Raw genomic sequence first — 21,025 nt, forward strand, 5'->3', positions numbered from 1 at the left:
AAGCCGCGGCCGCCATCGGGCTGCGCGCTCGGCGCTTGTGCTCAATGCTTGCGCGGCGGCCACTTCGCATCATGGCGCATCCTGATTGCGGCGACGCCCGCGGCCGCGCACAGGATGCATGTCACCGTCAACGGCGCCGCCGCGGACGCGCCGGTCGCCGCGAGCGCCGGCCTCGGATTGCGCGTATGCTGCTCCTTTGGCTGCGCGCGGCTGGACGCCGGCGGCTCTTCGACGACCTCGACGACCTCTCCGGGCGCGCCGATCTCGTGCGTCGCGAGGATGTCGCCGTCGAGGCTGAGCAACGTCGCCTTCCAGTACACGAGGCCGGCCGTCGGCGAACGCGCCTCATCGCTCGTCGCCTGCTGCGTCTCGAGCGTCGGGTCGAGCGGCTGCCGCGCACCGGAGAGCAGCAGCCGGTTCCTACCGGGCTGCGCATCCTCGTCGACAGCCTCGTAGGCCTCGAAGACGACGACGGCGCCTTCGGGCACGTTGCCGTGTACGGTCGCGACGTCGTGGAACGGCTCGCCGACCTTGACCTTCGCATGGTCGACCTGCGTCGTCAGCGTCAGCGCCGGCTCCGGTTCCGCGTGCACGCGCACGCGTTCCCAGCTGTCCGCGTACGAGCTCGCCGCGGGCGCGACGCGATCGTCGCCGGCGAAGTTCCAGACGAAGACGTACCAGCCCGGCTCTTCGGCGACGATGTCGACCGGCTCGCCGTGCGCGTCGGGCGCACCCCCGCCGACGCGCAGTTCGCCGTTGACGGCCGCGTAGTCCCAGACGCCGATGAGGCGGTGGTGCTCGTCGGGCTGCGGCTGCTTGTCCCCTGCCGGACGCCACTGCTCGTCGTCGCCACCATCGCCGTCGCCGGCCCACCAGACGCTCACCTGCGCGTGTTCCTCGTCGGCACCGACGCCGATCGTCTCGTCGCCCTTCCAGCTGCCGTGGTCGTCGGGGAATCCACTGACCCAGATCGTGTCCATGAGCTGCGAGCCGATGTGCGCCGTGTGTTCATGTGCTTCGGAGCGCACTTCGACGGTGTCGCGGCGCGTGACGTTCGTTTCGGTGCCGTCGACGATCGCGGTGACGATGTCCTGCGCGAGGTATTCGCCCATCGAGCCGTGCTGCCTGTCGCGGCGCGCCGCCCACAGCCATGTGCCGAAGCCGCTCGTGGCCGTCGCATGGTAGTCGCCGTCGGCGTCGCGCGCGACGGCCGTCTGTTCGCCGGGGGCGTCGAAGCTCAGCCGCGCGGTCGCGACGGGTTGATGGCCGAGCGTCGTCGCGACGCGCTTGACGAAGTCGTCGGCGCGCTCGCCGTCGTGCCGTTCGATGCGCCGCGTGACGGCGTCGGCGTTCAGGCCGTCGAAGTACCAGCCGTCGACGGTGAGCGTCTCGCCGCGCGGCCAGACGTCGTCGGGGCCGGCCATGCCGACGGCGACGGCGTCGGTGACGCGAACGCCCGCTTCGATGAGCGTCGGCGTCGTCACGGTGCGGATCGTCGGCGTGAAGGTCTTCTTCGCCGGGAATCGGATTCCGTCGAAGGCCTTCGCCTGTCCTTCGCCGACGCGGACGAGTCGCTGCGACGACGTGATGACGTCGACCGACGGCGCCTTCGCCGATCCGGAGACGCGCACGTCGCCGTCGCCGGTCGACACCCATCGGATGACGGCGGCCTTGTCGCTGGAGACGCCACGCCAGGTGCGCGAGCCGTCGGCGAACACGGCCGGCCCGTCGAGCGTCAGCGTGTAGCCGATGCCGGACACCGGCGCGCCGCGCGCGTTGTCGATTGAGACGGTCACGTCGCCGTTGCGCCGTCCTTCGTCATAGGACAGCTTCGTGTTGAGCTTCGCCGGCGTCAGCGCGTCGGCTTCAGCAAGCAGTTCGTCGACGCGCGTGAAGATCTGCGGATAGCGCTTTTTGAGGCTCGCGCGCGACGACGGCCACCCCTGCGGTCCGGTGCTCGTGTCGAAGAAATCATGCAGGATGACGGCGATCGCCGCGTGCGTGACGTCCTGCTTGACCTCGGTGTGCGGGTAGCGGCTGATGAGCACGGCCGCCTTGCGCGCGTTGAGCGAATCCTGCATCGTCGTCGCCGCGCCGACCGTGTAGTTCGTGTTCTTGTCCTGCTGGATGCAGTAGTAGTCGAGTCCCGCGCCGTCATGGCCCACGGGGCCGATCTCGTACAGGACGCCTCCGTTGAAATACGTGAAGTTGTAGGGGCTCGCCTCGGTGAGCTTCTCGCCTTCGGCCGCGTCAGCGACCGCGACCGGCGCGAGGACCGCCGCGCAGGCCGCCACGGTGGCGGCCGCGCGATGCAGGATCGATGTGAATCGCGTCATTGCAGTTCCTTCCGTTGGTGCATGCTGATCGCCGCCGTTGCGACGGCTGGCTCGAGCTTGGCACCGGCCGCTTCGGAGGCGCAAGCACAACCGGGCGTTGTGACCGGAAGGCAGGCTCGGCGGCCATTTGGGGACGACACGGACTGTTATCCACACTGTGCTTTATCCACATGCCATCCACATCAGTGCATGCGCGCGCGAATCCATCCACATTCCCACATCGGATCACGCCCGATATGACAATGCGCCGTGATTGTGCTTTGGACGCCCGTGATACAGGATGTTTCACCGATGTGACCAAATCCGCCCCCTGTTCACAGCATGTCCATACAATGAGGGGCATGAGAGAAGCACAACACACTCAGGAAACAACGACCAGCACGACCTCCCGCACGCGCAAGCCGCGCGCGACGAAGAAGCAGCCGCAGTTCACGGGGGATGCGCCTGCACTTCCGATCGCGACCAAGGAACCCGGCCAGTTCGGCCGCATCGCGATCACGAACATCACCCCCGCGAGCGCCGACGGCGCCTTCGCGCCACGCGTCGAACTCGGCGAGCCGTTCACGGTGACGGCCCGCGTTTTCATGGAAGGCACCGGCCATGTCGGCGCCACCGGCGTCCTCAAGAGCCAGCGCGGCCGCATCATGGCGCGCAAGCCGATGGCGCTCGCGAACGCCGACCTCGAATCGTATGCCGTCACGCTGCAGGCCGGCGAGTACACCGACATCGCACCGTGGGACGAGAGCTTCGCCGAGATGGCCAAGCAGCTCGGTAACTGGAAGTTCGCCGTCGAAGGATGGGCCGACACCTTCGCCGACTGGCTCGAGCGCGCTGACGAGGAGCCGGCTTCGAACGCCCTCGCGCAGGACGGTGCCGAGATCCTGAACCGTTGGGCTGGAACCCGCGACGCCGCGCTCGACGCGCAGCAGCGCAAGATGCTGCGCGACACCGCCAAGGAGATGCTCGACACGACCGTCGACGCCGCCGACCGCATCGCGATCGCACACGCCGACGAGATCCTCACGCTGCACCGCACGAATCCGCTGCGCGACGGCCTGACGGCGAGCGCCGACCGTCCGCTGCGCGTCGAACGTCCGAAGTCGAGCTTCAGCTCGTGGTACCAGTTCTTCCCGCGTTCCGAAGGCGCCGTCAAGCATGAGGACGGCACCGTCACGCCGGGCGATCTGCATACGGCGGCGCAGGGTCTCGAACGCGCAAAGGCGGAAGGCTTCGGCATCGTCTATCTGCCGCAGATCCTGCCGACCGACGCCGCCGGCATCGTCACCGACCACGCGGCCATCGACCCGGCCCTCGGCACCGTCGACGACCTGCGCGCCTTCATCAACCGCGCCCATGAGCTCGGCCTCGAGGTCGCGCTCGACTTCACGCTCGCCTTCGCCGCCGACCATGCGTGGAAGGCCGAGCATCCGCAGTGGTTCCGCGCCGACGGCACGATCGACTACGACAACGACTTCACCGGCATCGAGAAGGCGGCCGCCGAAGTGCTCGACTTCTGGATCACCCTCGGCGTCACCGCCTTCCGCGTCGGCGCGCCCGAAGCGACGCCGACACGCTTCTGGCAGGACGTCATCGCCGATGTCGTCAAGGCGCATCCGCAGGTGCTGTTCCTCGCCGAGGATGGCGACCGCCCGTCGATGACGCGCGCGCTCGCCTGCGCCGGTTTCACGCAGTCCTACGGCACCTTCGCGTGGCGCAACACGAAGGAGGAAGTGGACGCCTTCCTGACGGCCACGAACTCGGACGACGCGTTCTGGCAGCACAACGCGTTCTGGCCGACGACGCCGGATTCGCTGAGCAACTATTTGCGCGACAACGGCATCGCCGGCTACGCGGTGCGCGCCGTGCTCGCCGCGATGGGCTCGCCGACGTGGGGCGTGTACAACGGCTACGAACTCGTCGAGAACACGCAGCGCGACGGCGCCGAACAGCCGGCCGTCAGCGAATTCGACGCGATCCGCGTGCGCGACTGGGACAAGAGCGACGACTACGGCATCGCCGAACTCGTCACATCGCTCAACGCGATCCGCCGCACGCATCCAGCGACGCGCAGCTACCACAACCTCACGGTACTGCCGAGCGCGAACCCGAGCATCCTCGCCTTCGCACGCCAGACGCCGGCCGAATACACCGGCACCGGCAAGCCGGACACGCTCATCGTCGTCGTCAACCTCGACGGCTACCACGAGCAGCAGTCGAGCGTGCACGTCGATCTCACGGCACTCGGCCTGCCGACCGACGGCACGTACCGCGTCAAGGACCAGCTGACTGGCCGCGAATTCGACTGGAGCTGGGACAACTTCGTCGCGCTCGCGCCGTGGGCGGACGTCGCGCACATCCTCAGCGTCGAATACTGAGCGTCGCCGCCGGCGTCACATGCACGCCGGCGGATGCGATACCGATAACGGATGATTGAGTCGACAATCAATATCAATACTGATGGGAGATCGCCGCAGCGGTCTCTCATCGTCGTTTTCGCCGCCGCCGCGGGACATCGGCGCAACGTCGTCGCCGCTGTTCGTGCACGGCGTGCACATGCGCCGCTCGGACGCGCGCGGTGTATGGTGGTAGCGGGTTTCAACACTCATCAACCAAGGAGAACTACCATGGCAGAAACTTTCAACGTCGTTGTGGAGATCCCGCGCGGCTCGAAGAACAAGTACGAAGTCGACCAGGCCTCGGGCCGCGTCTTCCTCGACCGCACGCTGTTCACGGCGATGGGCTATCCGGATGACTACGGCTACATCGACGGCACGCTCGGCGAGGACGGCGATCCGCTCGACGCGCTCGTCATGATCCCGGATTCGGTGTTCCCGGGCTGCGTCATCGAGTGCCGCGCCGTCGGCCTGTACCACATGGTGGACGAAGAAGGCGGCGACGACAAGGTGCTGTGCGTGCCGAACGACGTGCGCTACGACAGCATCAAGGACATCTCCGACGTCTCCGAGTTCCACAAGGCCGAGATCAAGCACTTCTTCGAGCAGTACAAGGCGCTCGAACCGGGCAAGGAAGTCATGCCGGGCGACTACTGGGCGGACGCTGCGACCGCGGACAAGGAAATCAAGGCTGCGCGCGAACGCCTCGCCGCCAAGGAGAAGGCCGAGCACGACGCCGATCTCAACAACTGATTTCCTGATTCGCTGATTTTCCGCCGTCCGCGTGCCGCCCTGAGCGACACATGACGGCACCGCAACCGCGTCAATGATCAGTAAAAGGTGAACCCCCGCCATCCACGGCGGGGGTTCATCGTTCTTATTCTAGAGAGAGCGACGGCGCCCTGTGCCGCCATCACACGAGCAACAGTACCAAGACCGCGATACCAACGGCGGCTCCGGTGAGCATCACCGGCATCATGCCCATGCCGATCCACGGCGAACGCGCGTCGTCGAACGGGCGCACATCGCGCGACCACAGGCACGACACGGCGCCGAGCGCGATGGCGACGACGGCCACAGCGGCGAGCGCCAGGGCGCGCGCGAGCGGCCGCACGTCGCCGGCGTGCATCAGCATCGGCAGGAAGCACCAGCCAGCAGCGGCGATGCAGCACACGCCGTCCATGACCATATGCGACATCTGCACGATCATGTTCGTGCGCGGATTGCGCGCCATCTGACGGGCGAAGGAGACGACGAGCAGTACGACGAGCAGCGTCGCGCAGCCGGCGAGCCATGCGGAGGCGGACAGATAGATCGATCCTTCGATGACGTCGGGGTGCACGCCGAAGACGAGTTCGCCGAGGAACGGCGTCGCCGCGCAGATCATCGAACAACAGCCAAGCGCGCACGCCGTGATGCGGCCGGGCAAGCCGTCGCGCAGCGGCGTGAAGAACGCCGACAGCATGATGAGGACGCCGACGACAAACAGCAGCAGCGAATAGGCGACGGAGCCGACATTCTCGCTGCCGGGCAGGCAGGAGACGGCCACGAGGACGACGTACGCGGCCACCTGCACCAGCAGCGGCCGGACGACGGGCCGCGTCAGCGGCGCGCCGCCCTGTGGGACGTCGACGTTGTTCAGATCGGTCATGGCTTCTCACCTCGAGTCGTCTTGTACGCGCGCCGCGGTCGCTTCGGCGCGACGGACGCACAGCTGTCGTCAATCGATGACCAATCTAGTCGCCGCCGCGCACATTCGCCCCGCGTTCGCCTCGCACACGCGCTTATGGCCGCGCGCCGCTCTCATGCTGGAACGCTTCACCCGTTGGTACGGTGCCTGTCGTTACAATATGAGGCAGCGCGCCGAAGGCGCACGACCACATGAGACCATCCGAAATAAGGGGCACATTGTGACGGATCTGACACTGATGACCTTCTCGCACGATCCGGCTTCCGTGCTGCCCTCGCTTGCGTTGCTCTCCCACCGTGTGCGCGTGCTGCCGATGGACGCCGCGAGCCTCGTCAAGATGCCGGAGAACACGATTCTGTTCCTCGACGGCCGCGACGACCTCGCCACCGCGAAGACGCTGTGCCGTCTCATTCACGCTTCCGGACTGTCGACGCCGATCGTCCTGATTCTCACCGAAGGCGGCTTCACCGTCGTCACGGCTGAATGGGGCGTCACCGACGTCGTCGTCTCCACCGCCTCGCCCGCCGAGGTCGAAGGACGACTGCGGCTCGTCGCCGAACGCGGCGCCGCGACCGTCGTCACCGCCATCGGCGCCGCGCAGGCCTCCGATGAGCAGGAGGACGGCCTGATCCGTTCCGGCGACCTCGTCGTCGATACGAACGGCTACACGGCGAACCTGCGCGGTATCCCGATTGATCTCGCCTACAAGGAGTTCGAGCTGCTCAAGTATCTCGTGCAGCACCCGGGGCGCGTATTCACACGCGCGCAGTTGCTGCAGGAGGTGTGGGGCTACGACTATTACGGCGGCACGCGCACCGTCGACGTGCACATCCGTCGCCTGCGCGCCAAGCTCGGCGGCGAATACGAGCACGTCATCGGCACCGTGCGCAACGTCGGCTACCGCTTCGACCCGCCCGAGGAGGACGAGGAACGCGAGCAGGCGCAGGAAGCCGCCGGCCACGGCTCGTCGAGGCGACACTGAGCGCCGCAGCAACGCCGAGCAGCGCTCCCCCGCCACATTTTATTTTTTTGATTTCTTCGCTCCGCGTCCACAGCCAGTGTAGGCTCGGGACTATCGGCGCCGCCGCCGGCGACGCGTTGGACGGGAGGTGCGGCGATGGTCGCGAAACGGGAATCGAAACGTGCACGCGTCACGCGCATGCACCGCGAATACGATCAGCTGTGCGAATTCATTCCGGTCACGAAATGCCAGCTCGACTACACGACGCCCTTCGAACTGATCGTCGCGACGGTGCTCAGCGCACAGACGACCGACCGGCGCGTCAACAGCGTCACGCCGGCACTGTTCGCGCAGTATCCAAACGCGGATGCACTCGCGCAGGCGAACATCGCCGATGTAGAATCGATCATCCGCACGCTGGGCTTCTACCGAATGAAAAGCAAACACATCATCGAGCTTGCGCAGGTGCTTGTGACGCGCTTCGGCGGCGGCGTGCCGCATACGATGGAGGAGCTGACGTCGCTGCCCGGCGTTGGCCGCAAGACCGCGAACGTCGTGCTCGGCAACGCGTTCCACATTCCGGGATTCCCGGTGGACACGCATGTCATTCGCGTCACCGGACGGCTCGGCTGGCGTGACAGCGACGAAATCGCCCCCGAGGACATCGAACATGATGTGACGGCCGCGTTCCCGCCCGAAGAGTGGACCGATCTGTCGCACCGCCTCATCATCTTCGGGCGCACATTGTGCACGGCGCGCGCGCCGCAATGCGCATGGTGCCCGCTCAATGACTCGTGCCCGAGTGCCACAGACTTCCTCGATATGCCCGCGGCGCGCACCGGCACACGGCGGCCGGCGAAGCGCACGACGACATCGGCGAAATCGACGAAGCGCACGACGAAATCGACGACACGCAAATCATCGTCATCGACGAAACGAACGTCGTCGACCGCCACACGCAAAGCCGCCACGGACAAACCCATACCACAGTAGTCGTCTACCGATATACTGCACACTCATGCATACCCGGGAATCCCGCGGCGCGCGCGTCGCGCCATGGATCGTGTTCGCCGCGATCATCGCCGTCGCAGCCATCGTCGCAGCGTTCTTCTTCATGCGAGGACGCGACGGCGGCGCGACGCCATGGAGCGGCCGCTCACGCGAATACACGGTCGGCCTGACCGACCAGCCGACATCGCTCGACATCCGCACGAACGACGAGCGCGGCGTCGAGCAGGCGCTCGTCGGCAACGTCTACGAGACACTGCTGACGACAGGCGACGACGTCTCCATCGCCTCGAACCTCGTCGCGCGCTGGGTGCCGTCGACCGACGGGCTGCATTATTCATTCATCCTGCGCGACGGACTGACCTTCGCCGACGGCAGCGCGCTCGACGCGAGCGCCGTCGTCGCGTCGCTGCAGCGCACGATCACCGATCAGCATGTCGGCTACGAGGAACTCGGCGACGTCGCCACCGTGCGCAACACGAGCGACTCGCAGTTCACAATCGATCTGCACAAGCCGAATCCGCGGCTGCTGTGGGCGCTCACCGGACGCGCCGGCATCGTCTACAACGTGCGCGCGGCGCAGCGCGCCGGCGACGACTACGCGCGCCACGCCTACGGTTCGGGCCCCTTCGACGTCGCGACCAGCGACGGATCGTCGATTACGCTGACGCGTAACGACCACTACTGGGGGCGCAAGGCGGCGGCGGCGCGCATCCGCCTCGCGTATTACAAGGACGAGGCGGCGCTCGCCGACGCGGCTGAGGCGGGCAATCTCGACGTCGCGCTGCCGCGTGAGGCGGCGACGGCGCGGCGGCTCGCGAAGCACGACGGGCTGCGCGTCGACGACGGGTTGGGGATGCGCCAGACGCTGCTCGCGCTCAACAGCGCGCAGGAGAGCCCGTTCTCTGATGTGCAGGTGCGGCAGCTCACGCGCTACGCGATCGACGCGGCCGGCATCGCGAAAACGCAGCCGGAGTCGGCGGCGCAGCTGTCGGGGCCGATCGGGCAGCTGCAGCCGGGTTACGTCGATCTGAACGACCTGTTCCCCTACGACGAGGCGAAGGCAGCGTCGATGCGCGCCTACTTCCCCTACGCGTATTTCCATGAGTTCACCGTGCTCACCGATGAGACGCATCGCGCGGTCGGCGAACAGATCACGGCGACCTTCAACGATGTGCTGTCGATGCCGGCGACGCTTGAGGTCGTCGATACGGACGAGCTGACGAAACGCGTCGCCGGCGGCGACTACGACTGCGCGCTCGTCACGCTTGAGGGAATCGACGACTACCGCAACTTCGTCGACGGATCGCCGATGTTCCATTATCAGAACGGCGAGGCGCAGCGCATCTACGAGGATGCGCTCGCCAAGACCGACTACAACGAGTACCGCGAGCGCATGCGCGACTTCGACCGCGTCGTCAGCCAGGACGCGGCGAGCGCATGGCTGTACGAGAACAAGGATTTCGTCGTCGCGAAACGCGCGGTCAGCGGCGTCGCGGCGCAGAATTCGTCGTGGCGGCTGCCGCTCGCCGGGCTGACGTCGCGCGGCTGACGAGACAGCCGCCGGCACAGCCGGAAACATCGACGAAATCACACGTCTCGCCGCACGGTTCAGCACACCGCGAAACGCAAGCGGCGAGCCGTATGCGCGGCGGCGATGATGTCATAGACGCTTTTTACACTGACGGTTATGACTGATAGCGAAGACATCTCCATCAGCGCCAATCTCACCCCCCTCCCCGACCGCGTAGGCGTGGACGGTCTTGAGGACAAGTGGCGCGCCGTCTGGGACGAAGACGGCACCTACACCTTCCACAATCCCGGCGAGCGCAGCGCCGTCTATTCGATCGACACGCCGCCGCCCACCGTCTCCGGCCATCTGCACGTCGGCCACGTGTTCTCGTACACGCACACCGACATCATCGCACGCTACAAGCGCATGAACGGCTTCGAAGTCCTCTACCCGATGGGTTGGGACGACAACGGCCTGCCGACCGAACGCCGCGTGCAGAACTACTACGGCGTGCGCGTCGACACATCGCTGCCCTACGACCCCGATTTCAAGCCGCCGTTCGAAGGCACCGAAGGCAAGAAGCTGCAGGCGAAGGATCAGGTGCCGTGCTCGCGGCGCAACTTCATCGAACTGTGCGAGAAGCTCACCGCGCAGGACGAAAAGCTCTTCGAAGACCTGTGGCGCAGCCTCGGCCTGTCAATCGACTGGTCGCAGACCTACCACACGATCGGCGAGCATCCGCGCCGTGTCGCGCAGAAAGCGTTCCTGCGCAACCTCGCGCGCGGCGAAGCCTATCAGAAGGACGCGCCGGGCCTGTGGGACGTCACGTTCCAGACGGCCGTCGCACAGGCCGAGCTCGAATCGCGCGAATACCCGGGCTTCTACCACCGCATCGCGTTCCGCTTCGAGGACGGCACGCCGATCTACATCGAGACGACGCGCCCCGAACTGCTCTCCGCATGCGTCGCGCTCATCGCGCACCCGGACGACGAACGCTACAAGCCGTACTTCGGCAAGATGGTGACGTCGCCGCTCTACCACGTCGAAGTGCCGATCCTCGCGCACCCGGCCGCCGAAATGGACAAGGGCGCCGGCATCGCGATGTGCTGCACCTTCGGCGACATGACCGACGTCGAATGGTGGCGTGACCTGCATCTGCCGACCCGTTCGATCATCCAGCGCAACGGCCGCATCATCATGGACACGCCGGACTGGATCCGCGACGAGCAGGGCCGCGCCTACTTCGAGGCGATCGAAGGAAAGACGACGTTCTCGGCGCGCAAGGAGGTCGTCGAACAGCTGCAGGCCGCCGGCGACATGGACGGCGAGCCGAAGCCGACGATGCGTATGACGAACTTCTACGAGAAGGGCGACAAGCCGCTCGAAATCGTCACCTCGCGCCAGTGGTACCTCGAGAACGGCGGCACGAACAAGCGTCTCAACGCCGAACTCATCGAACGTGGCAAGGAACTCAACTTCTACCCCGACTTCATGCGCGTGCGCTACGAGAACTGGGTGCACGGCCTCAACGGCGACTGGCTGATCTCGCGTCAGCGCTTCTTCGGCGTCCCGTTCCCGCTGTGGTACGCGCTCGACGAGAACGGCGAGCCCGACTATGCGAACCCGCTGACACCGAGCGAGGACCGTCTGCCGATCGACCCGTCGATCGACGTGCCGGAAGGCTACAGCGAGGAACAGCGCAACCAGCCGAACGGCTTCATGGCCGAGCCGGACATCATGGACACGTGGGCGACCTCGTCGCTGACGCCGCAGATCGTCACGAAGTGGGCGGAACCGGGCGAAGAGAATGAATCGTTCTTCAAGTCGACGTTCCCGATGGATCTGCGCCCGCAGGGACAGGACATCATCCGCACGTGGCTGTTCAGCACAATCGACCGCGCCGACCTTGAAAACCATTGCCTGCCGTGGGCGAACGCGACGCTCTCCGGATGGATCCTCGACCCCGACCACAAGAAGATGTCGAAGTCGAAGGGCAACGTCGTCGTCCCGAACGAACCGATCAAGAAGTTCGGCGCCGACGCCGTGCGCTACTGGGCGGCCTCGGCACGCCTCGGCCTCGACGCGACCTACGACGAAGGCCAGATGAAAATCGGCCGCAGGCTCGCGATCAAGCTGCTCAACGCAACGAAGTTCGCGCTCGCGATCGGTCGCGAGGACGAGCAGCATCATGTCGGCGAGGCGGCGACGGCCACGTGGAATCCGCAGGACGTCACCGAACCGCTCGATCGCGCCGCAATGGCGAAGATGGCGAAGGTCGTGCTGGACGCGACCGAATCGCTCGAGAACTACGAGCATTCGAAAGCGCTCGAAACGATCGAGGACTTCTTCTGGCAGTTCTGCGACGACTACATCGAACTCGTCAAGAACCGCGCCTACGGCACCGCCGAATCGACCGGCAACACGCCGAGCCCACAGGCCGTCAAGTCGGCGCGTACGACGCTCGGCCTCGGTCTGGACGCCTTCACGCGTCTGCTGGCGCCGTTCCTGCCGTACACGACCGAAGAAGTGTGGAGCTGGATGCATGCCGGCGAAGGTTCGGTGCACCGCGCGCCGTGGCCGAAGCCGCTGCCCTATGCGGCCGCCGCGTTCAAGGCATCGCCGGATCTGCTCGCGCAGGCGGGCCATGCGCTCACGGCGCTGCGCGGCATCAAGTCGAAGGCGAAGGTCTCGATGAAGACGCCGATCCTGTCCGTCATGCTCAATGTCAGCGACGAGATGCGCGACGCGCTCACGCCGGCGCTCGGCGACATTGCTGAAGCGGCGCGCGTGACCGGACGGATCACGCTGCGCAAGGCGGGCGACCTGATGGAAAAGTACGCACGCCCGAAGCAGCCCGCTGAGAACGCCGACGCCCCGGCCGCAACGACCGAGGAGGAGACGATCGTCGTCGCCGACAGCGAGCTCGGCGAACCGCCGGCCAAGAAGCCGAAGCAGTGACGATTCCGATCAGCCGCATGCAGAAAGCCCCGGACCCAACAGGTCCGGGGCTTTCCCGTTGTTGTGCCGCTGATGCGGTCCGCCTGTGCGCTCAGTCACCAACCGCAGCGGGGACGTTCGCCATCAGCTCGCCGCGTGCACGATCAGGAAGCGCGTGCCGAGCGCATCGGGCGTTCCCGTGACTTCGCCGGCGAGCGCGCCGCCCTTCGCGAGGTCGTCGGCCGTTGCGTCGAGCGCCGACCTGACCGACGCGATGCGCACCGTCTCGTCGATGACCGGCTGCGTGTCGGCGGCGAGGAACTCGCGCTCCCACGGATTCGCGTCGACGAGCGCCATCCACCCGTCCGCGGAGATCGCCTTCGACGCCGCCTGCTTGTGCGATGCGTCGCCGTCGCCGCCAGCGAATTTATCGCCGCCGCCGTCACCGCCAAGCGACGAGGTCACCGATCCGGCGTATTTCGAGATCTCTGCCGACGCATCGTTGGCCGACGGCGTCACAAGCGTCGACATGTCCTTCGCGCCGTGTGCCGCCTGCTGCCGTTTTTCGGCGTCGGCGATGCGCGCCGCGCGCCGCGCACGCGCCTGACCGCCGAGTGGATTGCGCAGCCACTGTTCATAAGCCGCCTGCATCAGCGGTGAATCGCGCAAAACCGGCTGCAGCTGCATGCGCACGTCCGCGACGCCGCCGGAGCTGCCGCCGTCGGCGAGTTCGTCGGGGAACCGCTGCAGTATCTGCTCGGCCGCGTTCGCCGCGCCGGTGTGTTCGCGCGCCGAGGCGAGCGTCGCCATCGCCGCGTCGACGCCGGCCATGTCGTCGCCGAGCGTGCCGGAGCCGTTGCGCGCGTTCGTCGCCGCGATCGCCTCGGCGGACGCCGTGCCTGCGCGCGCGAGGTCGCCGCCGGTCAGGTCGTTGAGTTCGGAGGTATAGACATCGGTGTACGCCATCGAATACGGAATCATCGCGCGCGACAGCTGCCCTTGGCCGTCCGCGTACATCTGCGCGCCGATGCGCGCCTGTTCGCCGGCCGTCCGCTTGAGTTCGTCGACCAATCCGCCGGTGCCCTGCTGCCGGATGCGCGTGATGATCCTGTCGACTTCGTCGGCGGCACCGATGTGCTGATAGGCGTCGGAGACGTTGTTGACGGCCGCCGCCAGCCCGGTGACAGCGTGCGCGAGCGGCGTGTCCCCTTTGAGTTCGCCGGCCGTGCCCATCAGCGCCGTCATCTGCGTCTTCGTGCCGATCGATCCGGATAGATGATTCGTGTACGAGCCGACGTAGGCGGCCATGTAGTCGTGGAAGGCCTGTTGATGTGCCTTCTTGAGTTTGGCGATCTGCTGCTTGGCGAGCGTGCGTTCCTGATCGCGCAGCTGCGTCAGCGTCGCGAGGAACGCAGCGTTCGCATTGTCGTCGTCGCGGTCGTCATCATTGTTGATTGCCGCGGTGAGCGTCGCCGACTGTGCACCGAGCGCGCGCAGGCCGTCGCCGTAGGCGGCCGTCGAATCAGCGGACAATGCGGCGACGGCGATGTCGCCCATCGAGAATTTCGTCGCCTCAACGAAGACTCGCGTATCGAGCGTTGTGCCGGGCGCGGCCGTCGCCGAGACGACGATCGCGTCGCCGTGCCGACTGATCGCGACGCCTTCGTCGGCGCTCACGTCCTTGACGCCTTGCGCCGGCAACGTGAAGGTCACGAATGGCCGCAGCCGCCGCGCATAGCGGCGCGCGGCCTCGTCGACGCGCATGTCCGGCGCGACGCGCACATGGATCTGCACGGTGCCTTTGGCGTTCGTGAGCGCGGAAGCGTCGACGTTCGGTCCGTTGAGCGCGTAATCGACGTCAATCGTCCACGGCAGCCGTCCGTCTGCCGTCATCGACGTCACGTCGCTGTTGGCAGACGCAGATTGGGAAACAGCAGCCAGATAGTAGCGGTGCGCGCCGCCGCTCGTCGTCGCCATCGTGAACACGTCATGTTGGGCGAAACGCTCGGCGGCGGCATCGGCGGAGACGACGGATGCCGCAGCGCGCGCTGTGGCATCGGCGATTGCGACTGCGCACGGCACGGCGGCGCATACCGCCACTGTCGCCGCCGCGCACACCCGTATCCACGCTCGTCGCATCCCGTGCTCCCTCCGCCGTCCCGTTCGCCGTGAGTCATTCATGAGTCGTTCATGGGTCATTCATGAGTCGTTGTGCGGACGGCTTTGCGCGCCGCCGCTCACGTCTCCTCCACCCTAGTCGCAGCCGCTGAGGCCGCCTCCTCCGTCGGCGAAGCGCAAATCACGCGAAGATGTCGAGGACGCCGGCGTCGCCTCCCTGCTCGGCGATGCGACGATGTCGCCGCTTCGTCTCGGTTACGACGAATTCACGGTACTGTTCGGCGATTTCGACGTCGAGGCCAGCGGCCTGCGCGACGAGACGCAGCCGTTCCATCTGCTGCTCCTCGCGCGCATAGTCGGCGGCGGCGAAACCGGCGCGTGCCTTGAGCGCACCTACCTGCGCGGTCGCCTTGAATCGTTCGGCGAGCAGTGCGACGATTGCCATGTCGATGTTGTCGATCGATGCGCGCAATGTGTCGATGCGTTCTACAATGTGCTGCATCTGCGGGTCATCCGATTGTGCGAAGGCGTCGATGTCGGTCGCCTCCTCGCGCGCGTCGGCGCGCCAGCCATCCTCCGTGGTAGTCATGCGTTCCACCTTAGCGCGCGGTGTGGTTAGCGCGACGCGGCGCGGATATGCGAAACGGGGGCGGCAGTGCCGTCCCCCGTCAGCAATCGGATGATCAACTGACCGAAAAGATCAGTTGCTGTTGAGCGAGCCGCCGCCCTGTTGGACGAGCGCGGCGAAGAAATCACGGTTCGTCATCGTCTTCTTCAGGCGCGGCACGAGCGTCTGGTAGGCCTGCTCGGGTTCGAGACCGCCGAGCAGACGGCGCAGACGGTAGATGATTGGCAGCGTTTGCGGATCGGTGATGAGCTCCTCGCGGCGCGTGCCGGACGCGTTGATGTCGACGGCCGGGAACATGCGCTTGTCGGCGAGTTCGCGGCTCAGGCGCAGCTCCATGTTGCCGGTGCCCTTGAACTCCTCGAAGATGACCTCGTCCATCTTCGAGCCGGTTTCGACGAGCGCCGACGAGATGATCGTCAGCGAGCCGCCGTTTTCGATGTTGCGCGCCGCGCCGAAGAACTTCTTCGGCGGATAGAGCGCCTGCGCGTCGACGCCGCCGGACAGGATGCGTCCCGAAGCCGGCGCGGCGATGTTGTAGGCGCGCGCGAGTCGCGTCATCGAATCGAGCAGCACGACGACGTCCTGGCCGAGTTCGACAAGACGCTTCGCGCGTTCGATCGCGAGTTCGGCGACCGTCGTGTGGTCGGAGGCGGGGCGATCGAAGGTCGACGAGATGACCTCGCCCTGCACGGTGCGCTCCATGTCGGTGACCTCTTCGGGTCGTTCGTCGACGAGGACGACCATCAGATAGACCTCAGGGTTGTTCGTCGCGATCGCGTTTGCGATGTTCTGCAGCGTGATCGTCTTGCCGGCCTTCGGCGGCGAGACGATCAGGCCGCGCTGGCCTTTGCCAATCGGCGAGACGATATCGATGAGACGTCCGGTCAGGCGGTTCGCCGTCGTCTCCATCTTGAGTCGCTCGTTCGGGTAGAGCGGCGTGAGCTTGCTGAACTGCGGGCGTCGCGCGGCCTCTTCGACGCTCATGCCGTTGATTGAATCGATCGACTGCAGCGGCACGAACTTCTGACGCTGATTGCGGCGGTCGCCCTCGTGCGGCGTGCGGATCGAGCCCTTGACGGCGTCGCCTTTGCGCAGGCCGTACTTCTTGACCTGACCCATGCTCACATACACGTCGTTCGGGCCGGGCAGATAGCCGGAAGTGCGGATGAACGCGTAGGAGTCGAGCACATCGACGATGCCGGCGACCGGCACGAGGTCGTCGCGCTGCGCGCTCGCGTCGTCGCGGCGGTTCTCGTTGTCGCGGCCGCGTCCGCGGCGGTTGTTATTGCGATCGTTGCGGTCATTGCGATTGTTGTTGCGTTCATTGCGATCGTTGCGTCCGCGACGGTTCTCGCGCTGCTCGTCGTTGCTGTGCGACGGCACGCCCGGTAGCGCGTCGAGGATCTCGTCAAGATTGACGTTCTCGCCGGCGGGTGGCGCCGGCAGACGGCGACGGACGGCGCGCTGTTCCTCGTGTCCGCGGCGCGCGCGGCGCTTCGGCTGGTCGTCGATATCGAAAGAGTTCTGCTGCTGCGGCTGACGCTGTTCGGACTGCGCGGCGGCCTCGTCGTGGCGCTTGCGCACACGACGGGCAGTGACGTGCATCTCCATATTGCTTTCCGGTTTCGGCTCGTCGATGACGACCTTCGTCGACGATGCGGATTCCTTCGATTCCGGCTGCTTCGACGTGGACTGTGTCGACGCGGACTGTGCCGCTGCGGCCTGTGCGGCGCGCGCGGCCGCCGACGGCTCCGTCACGACCGGCTGCCAATCCTTGGTCTGCTTCGGCGCGCGCACGGTGACCCCCGCCGGCGCGGCCTCACCATTGCGCGCGGCCTGCAACGTTGCAAGCAATGCGCCCTTGCGCATCGTCGAAACGCCACGCAGACCCATCTGCTTGGCGAGTTCCTTGAGCTCAGGAAGCTTCATGTCTTCTAGTTTCGAGGTTGTAACCACTTGGTTGTGCCTTTCTTCGACCATGCGCCCAGAGACGGCGCGATGGCTTCACACAGGGTTTGCGAATATATGAACATATACGGAAAGCACATACGTACATATGTCATGCGTCATATGTTCGCGAAAGGGAATGTCCGCATTCATGCCGGACAGGACACACCTTAGCCGGAGCGCGCGACGAAACCGGCTGTGACGAGCCGGAAGACGATTCCGGGCGGCCCGCACGTCGTCTGCGCGCGGGCCGCCCGGGATCGTGGAATCACTTGGATTCGTGATAGGACTTGTCGGTGTTGACCGACCAGATGTTCTCCTTCGTCGGCTTGCCGGACTTGATGTTGCCGACGGCCTCGATCGCCGTCGCCATCGAATGGTCCATGTTGTTGTAGCGGTGCTGGCCGTTGCGGCCGACGCAGTACAGGTTGCCGAAGGAGTCGAGATAGTCGACGACTTCCGGCATCTCGTCGTAGGTGTCAAAGTACGCCGGATACGCCTTCTTGACGCGTTCGCGATGCGCATCGAGTACTTCGTGCGAGCCGTTGATGACACCCATGCGCGTCAGCTCGCTGATCGCGAAGCGCGTCGCCTCGTCGTCGCTCATGTTCCAGAAATCGTCGCCTTCCTCGCAGAAGTATTCGAGGCCGATCCAGACGGTATCGTCGACGTCCTTGACAAGGTACGGGCTCCAGTTGTTGAAGATCTGCAGACGGCCGACCTTGTAGCCCGGATCCTGCACGTAGATCCAGCAGTCCGGCACGATCGGCGGGTTGCCGAGCGTCGGGATGTCGGTCGTGTTCTTGAGCTTCAGGTGCTTGACAAGCAGGCCGACGGTGACGAAGTCGCGGTACGGCAGGCCATCGGCGATGCGCACGATGTCCTTCGGCGCATGCTCGGTGCCGCCGTCGATCGCCTCGACGAGATCCTTGATCGGCATCGACGAGATGAATTCGTCGGCTTCGAGCGTCGTGCGCACGCCGTGCTCATCCTCATAGACGAGCGAGGCGATGTGTCCGTCCTGCTGATCGAGTTCGACGACCTTCGCGCCCTTGATGATCGTGACGCCGGCGTCCTCGGCGTTCTTCGCGACCGTCTCCCACAGCTGTCCCGGACCGAGCTTGGGGTACCAGAACTCCTCGATGAGCGAGGTCTCGACCTCTTCGGCGTCACGCTTCTTCGGCAGCAGCTTGCGGAACGCGTTCTTGAGCACGCCCATGATGCTCAGGCCCTTGACGCGCTGCGAACCCCAGTCGGCCGAGATGACCGACGGATGGCGTCCCCAGAGCTTCTCGGTGTAGCCCTCGAAGAACATCGAATACAGCTTGCGGCCGAAACGGTTGATGTAGAAGTTCTCGAGATTGTCCTCGGGCAGCTTGTGGAACACCGACTTGAGGTACGAGCAGCCGGCCACGACAGTGAGCTTCGGGCCCATCGCCTTCAACGTGTTCATCGACAGCGAAATCGGGTAGTCGAAGAAATGCTTGTTCCAGAAGATGCGCGAGACGCGGTGGCGCTTGAGCATGACCTTGTCGGTCGTCTCCGGATCGGGTCCGCCCGGCTCGAGCTCATGCACGCGGCCAAGCTTCTTGTCGTCGTAGGACGGGGCGCCCTGCAGCGGCAGCGTATCCGCCCACCAGCGCATGATGCGATCGTCCTTCGAGAAGAAACGATGGCCGCCGATGTCCATGCGGTTGCCGTCGTGCTTGACGGTGCGCGCGATGCCGCCGAATTCCTGCGATTCCTCGAGGACCGTGACGTCGTACTTGTCGGCGCCGCCGTCCTTGACGAGCTCCCAGGCGGCCGTGAGACCGGCGGGGCCACCGCCGATGATCACTACGGTTTGCTTGTCAGACACGTTCACGTTCTCCTTCAACATTGGTTCTGCCGATCGATCGCTGCTGAAAACTTCGCATCGCGCATCCTCGCGCCGGTACCGCGCAAGTCTTGGGATTGTCGTGCGCATGGAATATCGCGCTTCGCAGCAGTCTAGTGCCCCCTATGGCCATAGGAAGGCCATAGGGGGCACTGCATCACGTTGTTCGGACTCCTCAGATGCCGTCGGGGATGTCGATGTCGCTCTTCTGCACCTCTTCGACGTTGACGTCCTTGAAGGTCACGATACGCACGTTCTTGACGAAGCGATTCGACCGGTAGACGTCCCACACCCATGCGTCGGAGAGCTGCACGTCGAAGTAGACGTCCTGCCCGGCCGAACGGACGTTGAAATCCACCTTGTTCGCCAGATAGAACCGCCGTTCCGTCTCGACGACGTAGGTGAACAGCTTGATGACGTCACGGTATTCCTTGTACAACGCCAGTTCGGCGTCGGTCTCATAGTTGTCGAGGTCTTCGGCGCTCATGGTTACTCGCTCATGCTCCTGTCCTTCGTGTCTTTCGTGTCCTTCGTGTCTGTTGCCTTCATCCGCCCGTTCACTGATCGTCGTGCGCGGCCGCGCCGTGACGGTTGCGGTCGCGTCCCAGCGTACGCCACCACGCCTTCTTCGACGTGTTGCGTTCGGCGTTGTTGTACGGCCATGCGTTCTCGGCATCGACGTCGTCGCCGGCGATGCGTTCGGCGTCGCGGTGCAGCGTCTCGCCGAGCGTCGGCGCCTGCACGTCGTCGCGCGCCGTCACGGCGTCGGCGACGCGTTGGCGTTCGTCGTCGAGGTCCTTCAACAGTCCGGCCTCGCGCAGCTCCTGCTTTTTGATCGCCATCGAATGCTGGTGGAGCGACAACGCCTTCTCCATGCCGGGGTTCGACGTAATGACGTGCATGCCGAAGGCGTCCATCGCGCGCACCGGGTCGAATTCGTCGACGAGCGTGTCAAGCACGTTGAGGTCCTGGTATTTGCCGAGGCGGTTGTCCCACAGCGCGTCGCGCGACGTGCCCGAGGGCACGAAGCCGAGCGACTGGTAGACGGAGAAGGTGCGCGTGTTCTTCTCGGGCACGGCCACCCAGATGCGGTGCAACCCGAGTCCTTCCGGCTGGTCGGCGAAGCCGTAGGTCATGACGCGCGGCATCGCATCGCGCGAATAGCCACGTCCGCGGAAGTCCTTGCCGAGCACGACTTGGATGCGCGCCGAACGCGCCCAGCCGTCGATGTCGATCAGGAAGATCATGCCGAGGAATTCGGTCGCGTTCTGCGCGTTGACGGTTTCGTCGTTGTCGTCGGGCGTCGTCATCAGCGCCCACGCGATCGTGCGGCGGTGCTCGGGGTCGTCGACGCCGTCGCCGACGTCGGCGCCCTGCGTCCATGCTTCGGAACGGCTCACCCACGCGTGCACGGCCGCGCGTTCGGCGACGCGGTCCTTGCCGGTGATGCCTGACGCGTTCACGTAGGCGTCAAGCTTGTCCATGAGCGGCAGGTCCTTCGATGTGGCCGGCCGCAGATACACCATCTCCCCCAGAATGTCGGGAATCGTGATACGCGTGGGCAGCACGCGCGACCGTTCCCGTTCCTCCTCGCGACGTTCATCACTGTGCGTCATGT

Annotated in this window: 13 protein-coding genes and 1 pseudogene; 6 read left to right on the forward strand and 8 right to left on the reverse strand. The window is 65.6% G+C overall.

What is annotated here, in order from left to right:
* Positions 1-41: 41 nt before the first annotated feature.
* The gene (locus tag CGZ88_RS08545) at positions 42-2,336 is read right to left on the reverse strand and encodes a peptidase (RefSeq protein WP_101671636.1); all 2,295 of its coding nucleotides are present in this window, start codon (positions 2,334-2,336) and stop codon (positions 42-44) included.
* A gap of 341 nt (positions 2,337-2,677) precedes the next feature.
* Between CGZ88_RS08545 and CGZ88_RS08550 the strand changes: the two genes are divergently transcribed.
* Together CGZ88_RS08550 and CGZ88_RS08555 are read left to right on the forward strand one after the other, a co-directional pair.
* On the forward strand, positions 2,678-4,711 hold the full coding sequence (locus CGZ88_RS08550) for a maltotransferase domain-containing protein (RefSeq protein ID WP_243390121.1): 2,034 nt from the start codon (positions 2,678-2,680) through the stop codon (positions 4,709-4,711).
* A gap of 249 nt (positions 4,712-4,960) precedes the next feature.
* On the forward strand, positions 4,961-5,482 hold the full coding sequence (locus CGZ88_RS08555; protein WP_101671638.1) for an inorganic diphosphatase: 522 nt from the start codon (positions 4,961-4,963) through the stop codon (positions 5,480-5,482).
* 160 nt (positions 5,483-5,642) lie between these two features.
* On the opposite strand, the gene CGZ88_RS08560 is transcribed toward CGZ88_RS08555, so the two are convergent.
* Positions 5,643-6,380 (reverse strand): transporter, encoded by a 738-nt coding sequence (locus CGZ88_RS08560; protein WP_101671639.1) that lies wholly within the window; start codon positions 6,378-6,380, stop codon positions 5,643-5,645.
* 259 nt (positions 6,381-6,639) lie between these two features.
* On the opposite strand from CGZ88_RS08560, the gene CGZ88_RS08565 reads away from it, so the two are divergent.
* The 4 genes and pseudogenes from CGZ88_RS08565 to valS all read left to right on the forward strand — a co-directional run bounded on the left by CGZ88_RS08565 (position 6,640) and on the right by valS (position 12,859).
* Entirely contained in the window at positions 6,640-7,401 is a 762-nt protein-coding gene (locus tag CGZ88_RS08565; RefSeq protein ID WP_026645438.1) for a winged helix-turn-helix transcriptional regulator, read from the forward strand.
* Positions 7,402-7,536: 135 nt separating this feature from the next.
* Positions 7,537-8,232 (forward strand): annotated as a pseudogene (gene nth / locus CGZ88_RS08570) (endonuclease III); the annotation flags it as partial.
* Between the two features lie 166 nt (positions 8,233-8,398).
* On the forward strand, positions 8,399-9,940 hold the full coding sequence (locus CGZ88_RS08575) for an ABC transporter substrate-binding protein (protein ID WP_101671641.1): 1,542 nt from the start codon (positions 8,399-8,401) through the stop codon (positions 9,938-9,940).
* Between the two features lie 138 nt (positions 9,941-10,078).
* Positions 10,079-12,859 (forward strand): valine--tRNA ligase, encoded by a 2,781-nt coding sequence (gene valS / locus CGZ88_RS08580; RefSeq protein WP_026645436.1) that lies wholly within the window; start codon positions 10,079-10,081, stop codon positions 12,857-12,859.
* Positions 12,860-12,982: 123 nt separating this feature from the next.
* On the opposite strand, the gene CGZ88_RS08585 is transcribed toward valS, so the two are convergent.
* From CGZ88_RS08585 to CGZ88_RS08610, 6 genes are all read right to left on the reverse strand, one after another.
* On the reverse strand, positions 12,983-14,977 hold the full coding sequence (locus CGZ88_RS08585) for a tubuliform spidroin (RefSeq protein ID WP_133120926.1): 1,995 nt from the start codon (positions 14,975-14,977) through the stop codon (positions 12,983-12,985).
* A gap of 160 nt (positions 14,978-15,137) precedes the next feature.
* Positions 15,138-15,545 (reverse strand): chorismate mutase, encoded by a 408-nt coding sequence (locus CGZ88_RS08590; protein ID WP_101671643.1) that lies wholly within the window; start codon positions 15,543-15,545, stop codon positions 15,138-15,140.
* 111 nt (positions 15,546-15,656) lie between these two features.
* Positions 15,657-17,564, reverse strand: coding sequence for a transcription termination factor Rho (gene rho, locus CGZ88_RS08595; protein ID WP_207761159.1), 1,908 nt, complete (start codon positions 17,562-17,564; stop codon positions 15,657-15,659).
* Between the two features lie 235 nt (positions 17,565-17,799).
* The gene (locus tag CGZ88_RS08600) at positions 17,800-19,389 is read right to left on the reverse strand and encodes an NAD(P)/FAD-dependent oxidoreductase (protein WP_101671656.1); all 1,590 of its coding nucleotides are present in this window, start codon (positions 19,387-19,389) and stop codon (positions 17,800-17,802) included.
* Positions 19,390-19,582: 193 nt separating this feature from the next.
* A complete protein-coding gene (locus tag CGZ88_RS08605; protein WP_026645432.1) occupies positions 19,583-19,894 on the reverse strand; it encodes a DUF2469 domain-containing protein in 312 nt (103 codons plus the stop codon).
* Between the two features lie 70 nt (positions 19,895-19,964).
* Positions 19,965-21,023, reverse strand: coding sequence for a GNAT family N-acetyltransferase (locus CGZ88_RS08610; RefSeq protein ID WP_026645431.1), 1,059 nt, complete (start codon positions 21,021-21,023; stop codon positions 19,965-19,967).
* Positions 21,024-21,025: the final 2 nt, after the last annotated feature.

This window comes from Bifidobacterium anseris (genome assembly GCF_002860345.1).
In the GTDB taxonomy this organism is placed as follows: Bacteria; Actinomycetota; Actinomycetes; order Actinomycetales; family Bifidobacteriaceae; genus Bifidobacterium; species Bifidobacterium anseris.

What these genes read in the sequence shown, in the direction of transcription:
- CGZ88_RS08590 (WP_101671643.1), bottom strand. Translation starts at nt 15,545, where the DNA reads ATGACTACCACGGAGGATGGCTGGCGCGCCGACGCGCGCGAGGAGGCG.
- rho (WP_207761159.1), bottom strand. Translation starts at nt 17,564, where the DNA reads ATGGTCGAAGAAAGGCACAACCAAGTGGTTACAACCTCGAAACTAGAA.
- CGZ88_RS08585 (WP_133120926.1), bottom strand. Translation starts at nt 14,977, where the DNA reads ATGCGACGAGCGTGGATACGGGTGTGCGCGGCGGCGACAGTGGCGGTA.
- CGZ88_RS08610 (WP_026645431.1), bottom strand. Translation starts at nt 21,023, where the DNA reads ATGACGCACAGTGATGAACGTCGCGAGGAGGAACGGGAACGGTCGCGC.
- CGZ88_RS08550 (WP_243390121.1), top strand. Translation starts at nt 2,678, where the DNA reads ATGAGAGAAGCACAACACACTCAGGAAACAACGACCAGCACGACCTCC.
- CGZ88_RS08575 (WP_101671641.1), top strand. Translation starts at nt 8,399, where the DNA reads ATGCATACCCGGGAATCCCGCGGCGCGCGCGTCGCGCCATGGATCGTG.
- CGZ88_RS08545 (WP_101671636.1), bottom strand. Translation starts at nt 2,336, where the DNA reads ATGACGCGATTCACATCGATCCTGCATCGCGCGGCCGCCACCGTGGCG.
- CGZ88_RS08555 (WP_101671638.1), top strand. Translation starts at nt 4,961, where the DNA reads ATGGCAGAAACTTTCAACGTCGTTGTGGAGATCCCGCGCGGCTCGAAG.
- valS (WP_026645436.1), top strand. Translation starts at nt 10,079, where the DNA reads ATGACTGATAGCGAAGACATCTCCATCAGCGCCAATCTCACCCCCCTC.
- CGZ88_RS08605 (WP_026645432.1), bottom strand. Translation starts at nt 19,894, where the DNA reads ATGAGCGCCGAAGACCTCGACAACTATGAGACCGACGCCGAACTGGCG.
- CGZ88_RS08560 (WP_101671639.1), bottom strand. Translation starts at nt 6,380, where the DNA reads ATGACCGATCTGAACAACGTCGACGTCCCACAGGGCGGCGCGCCGCTG.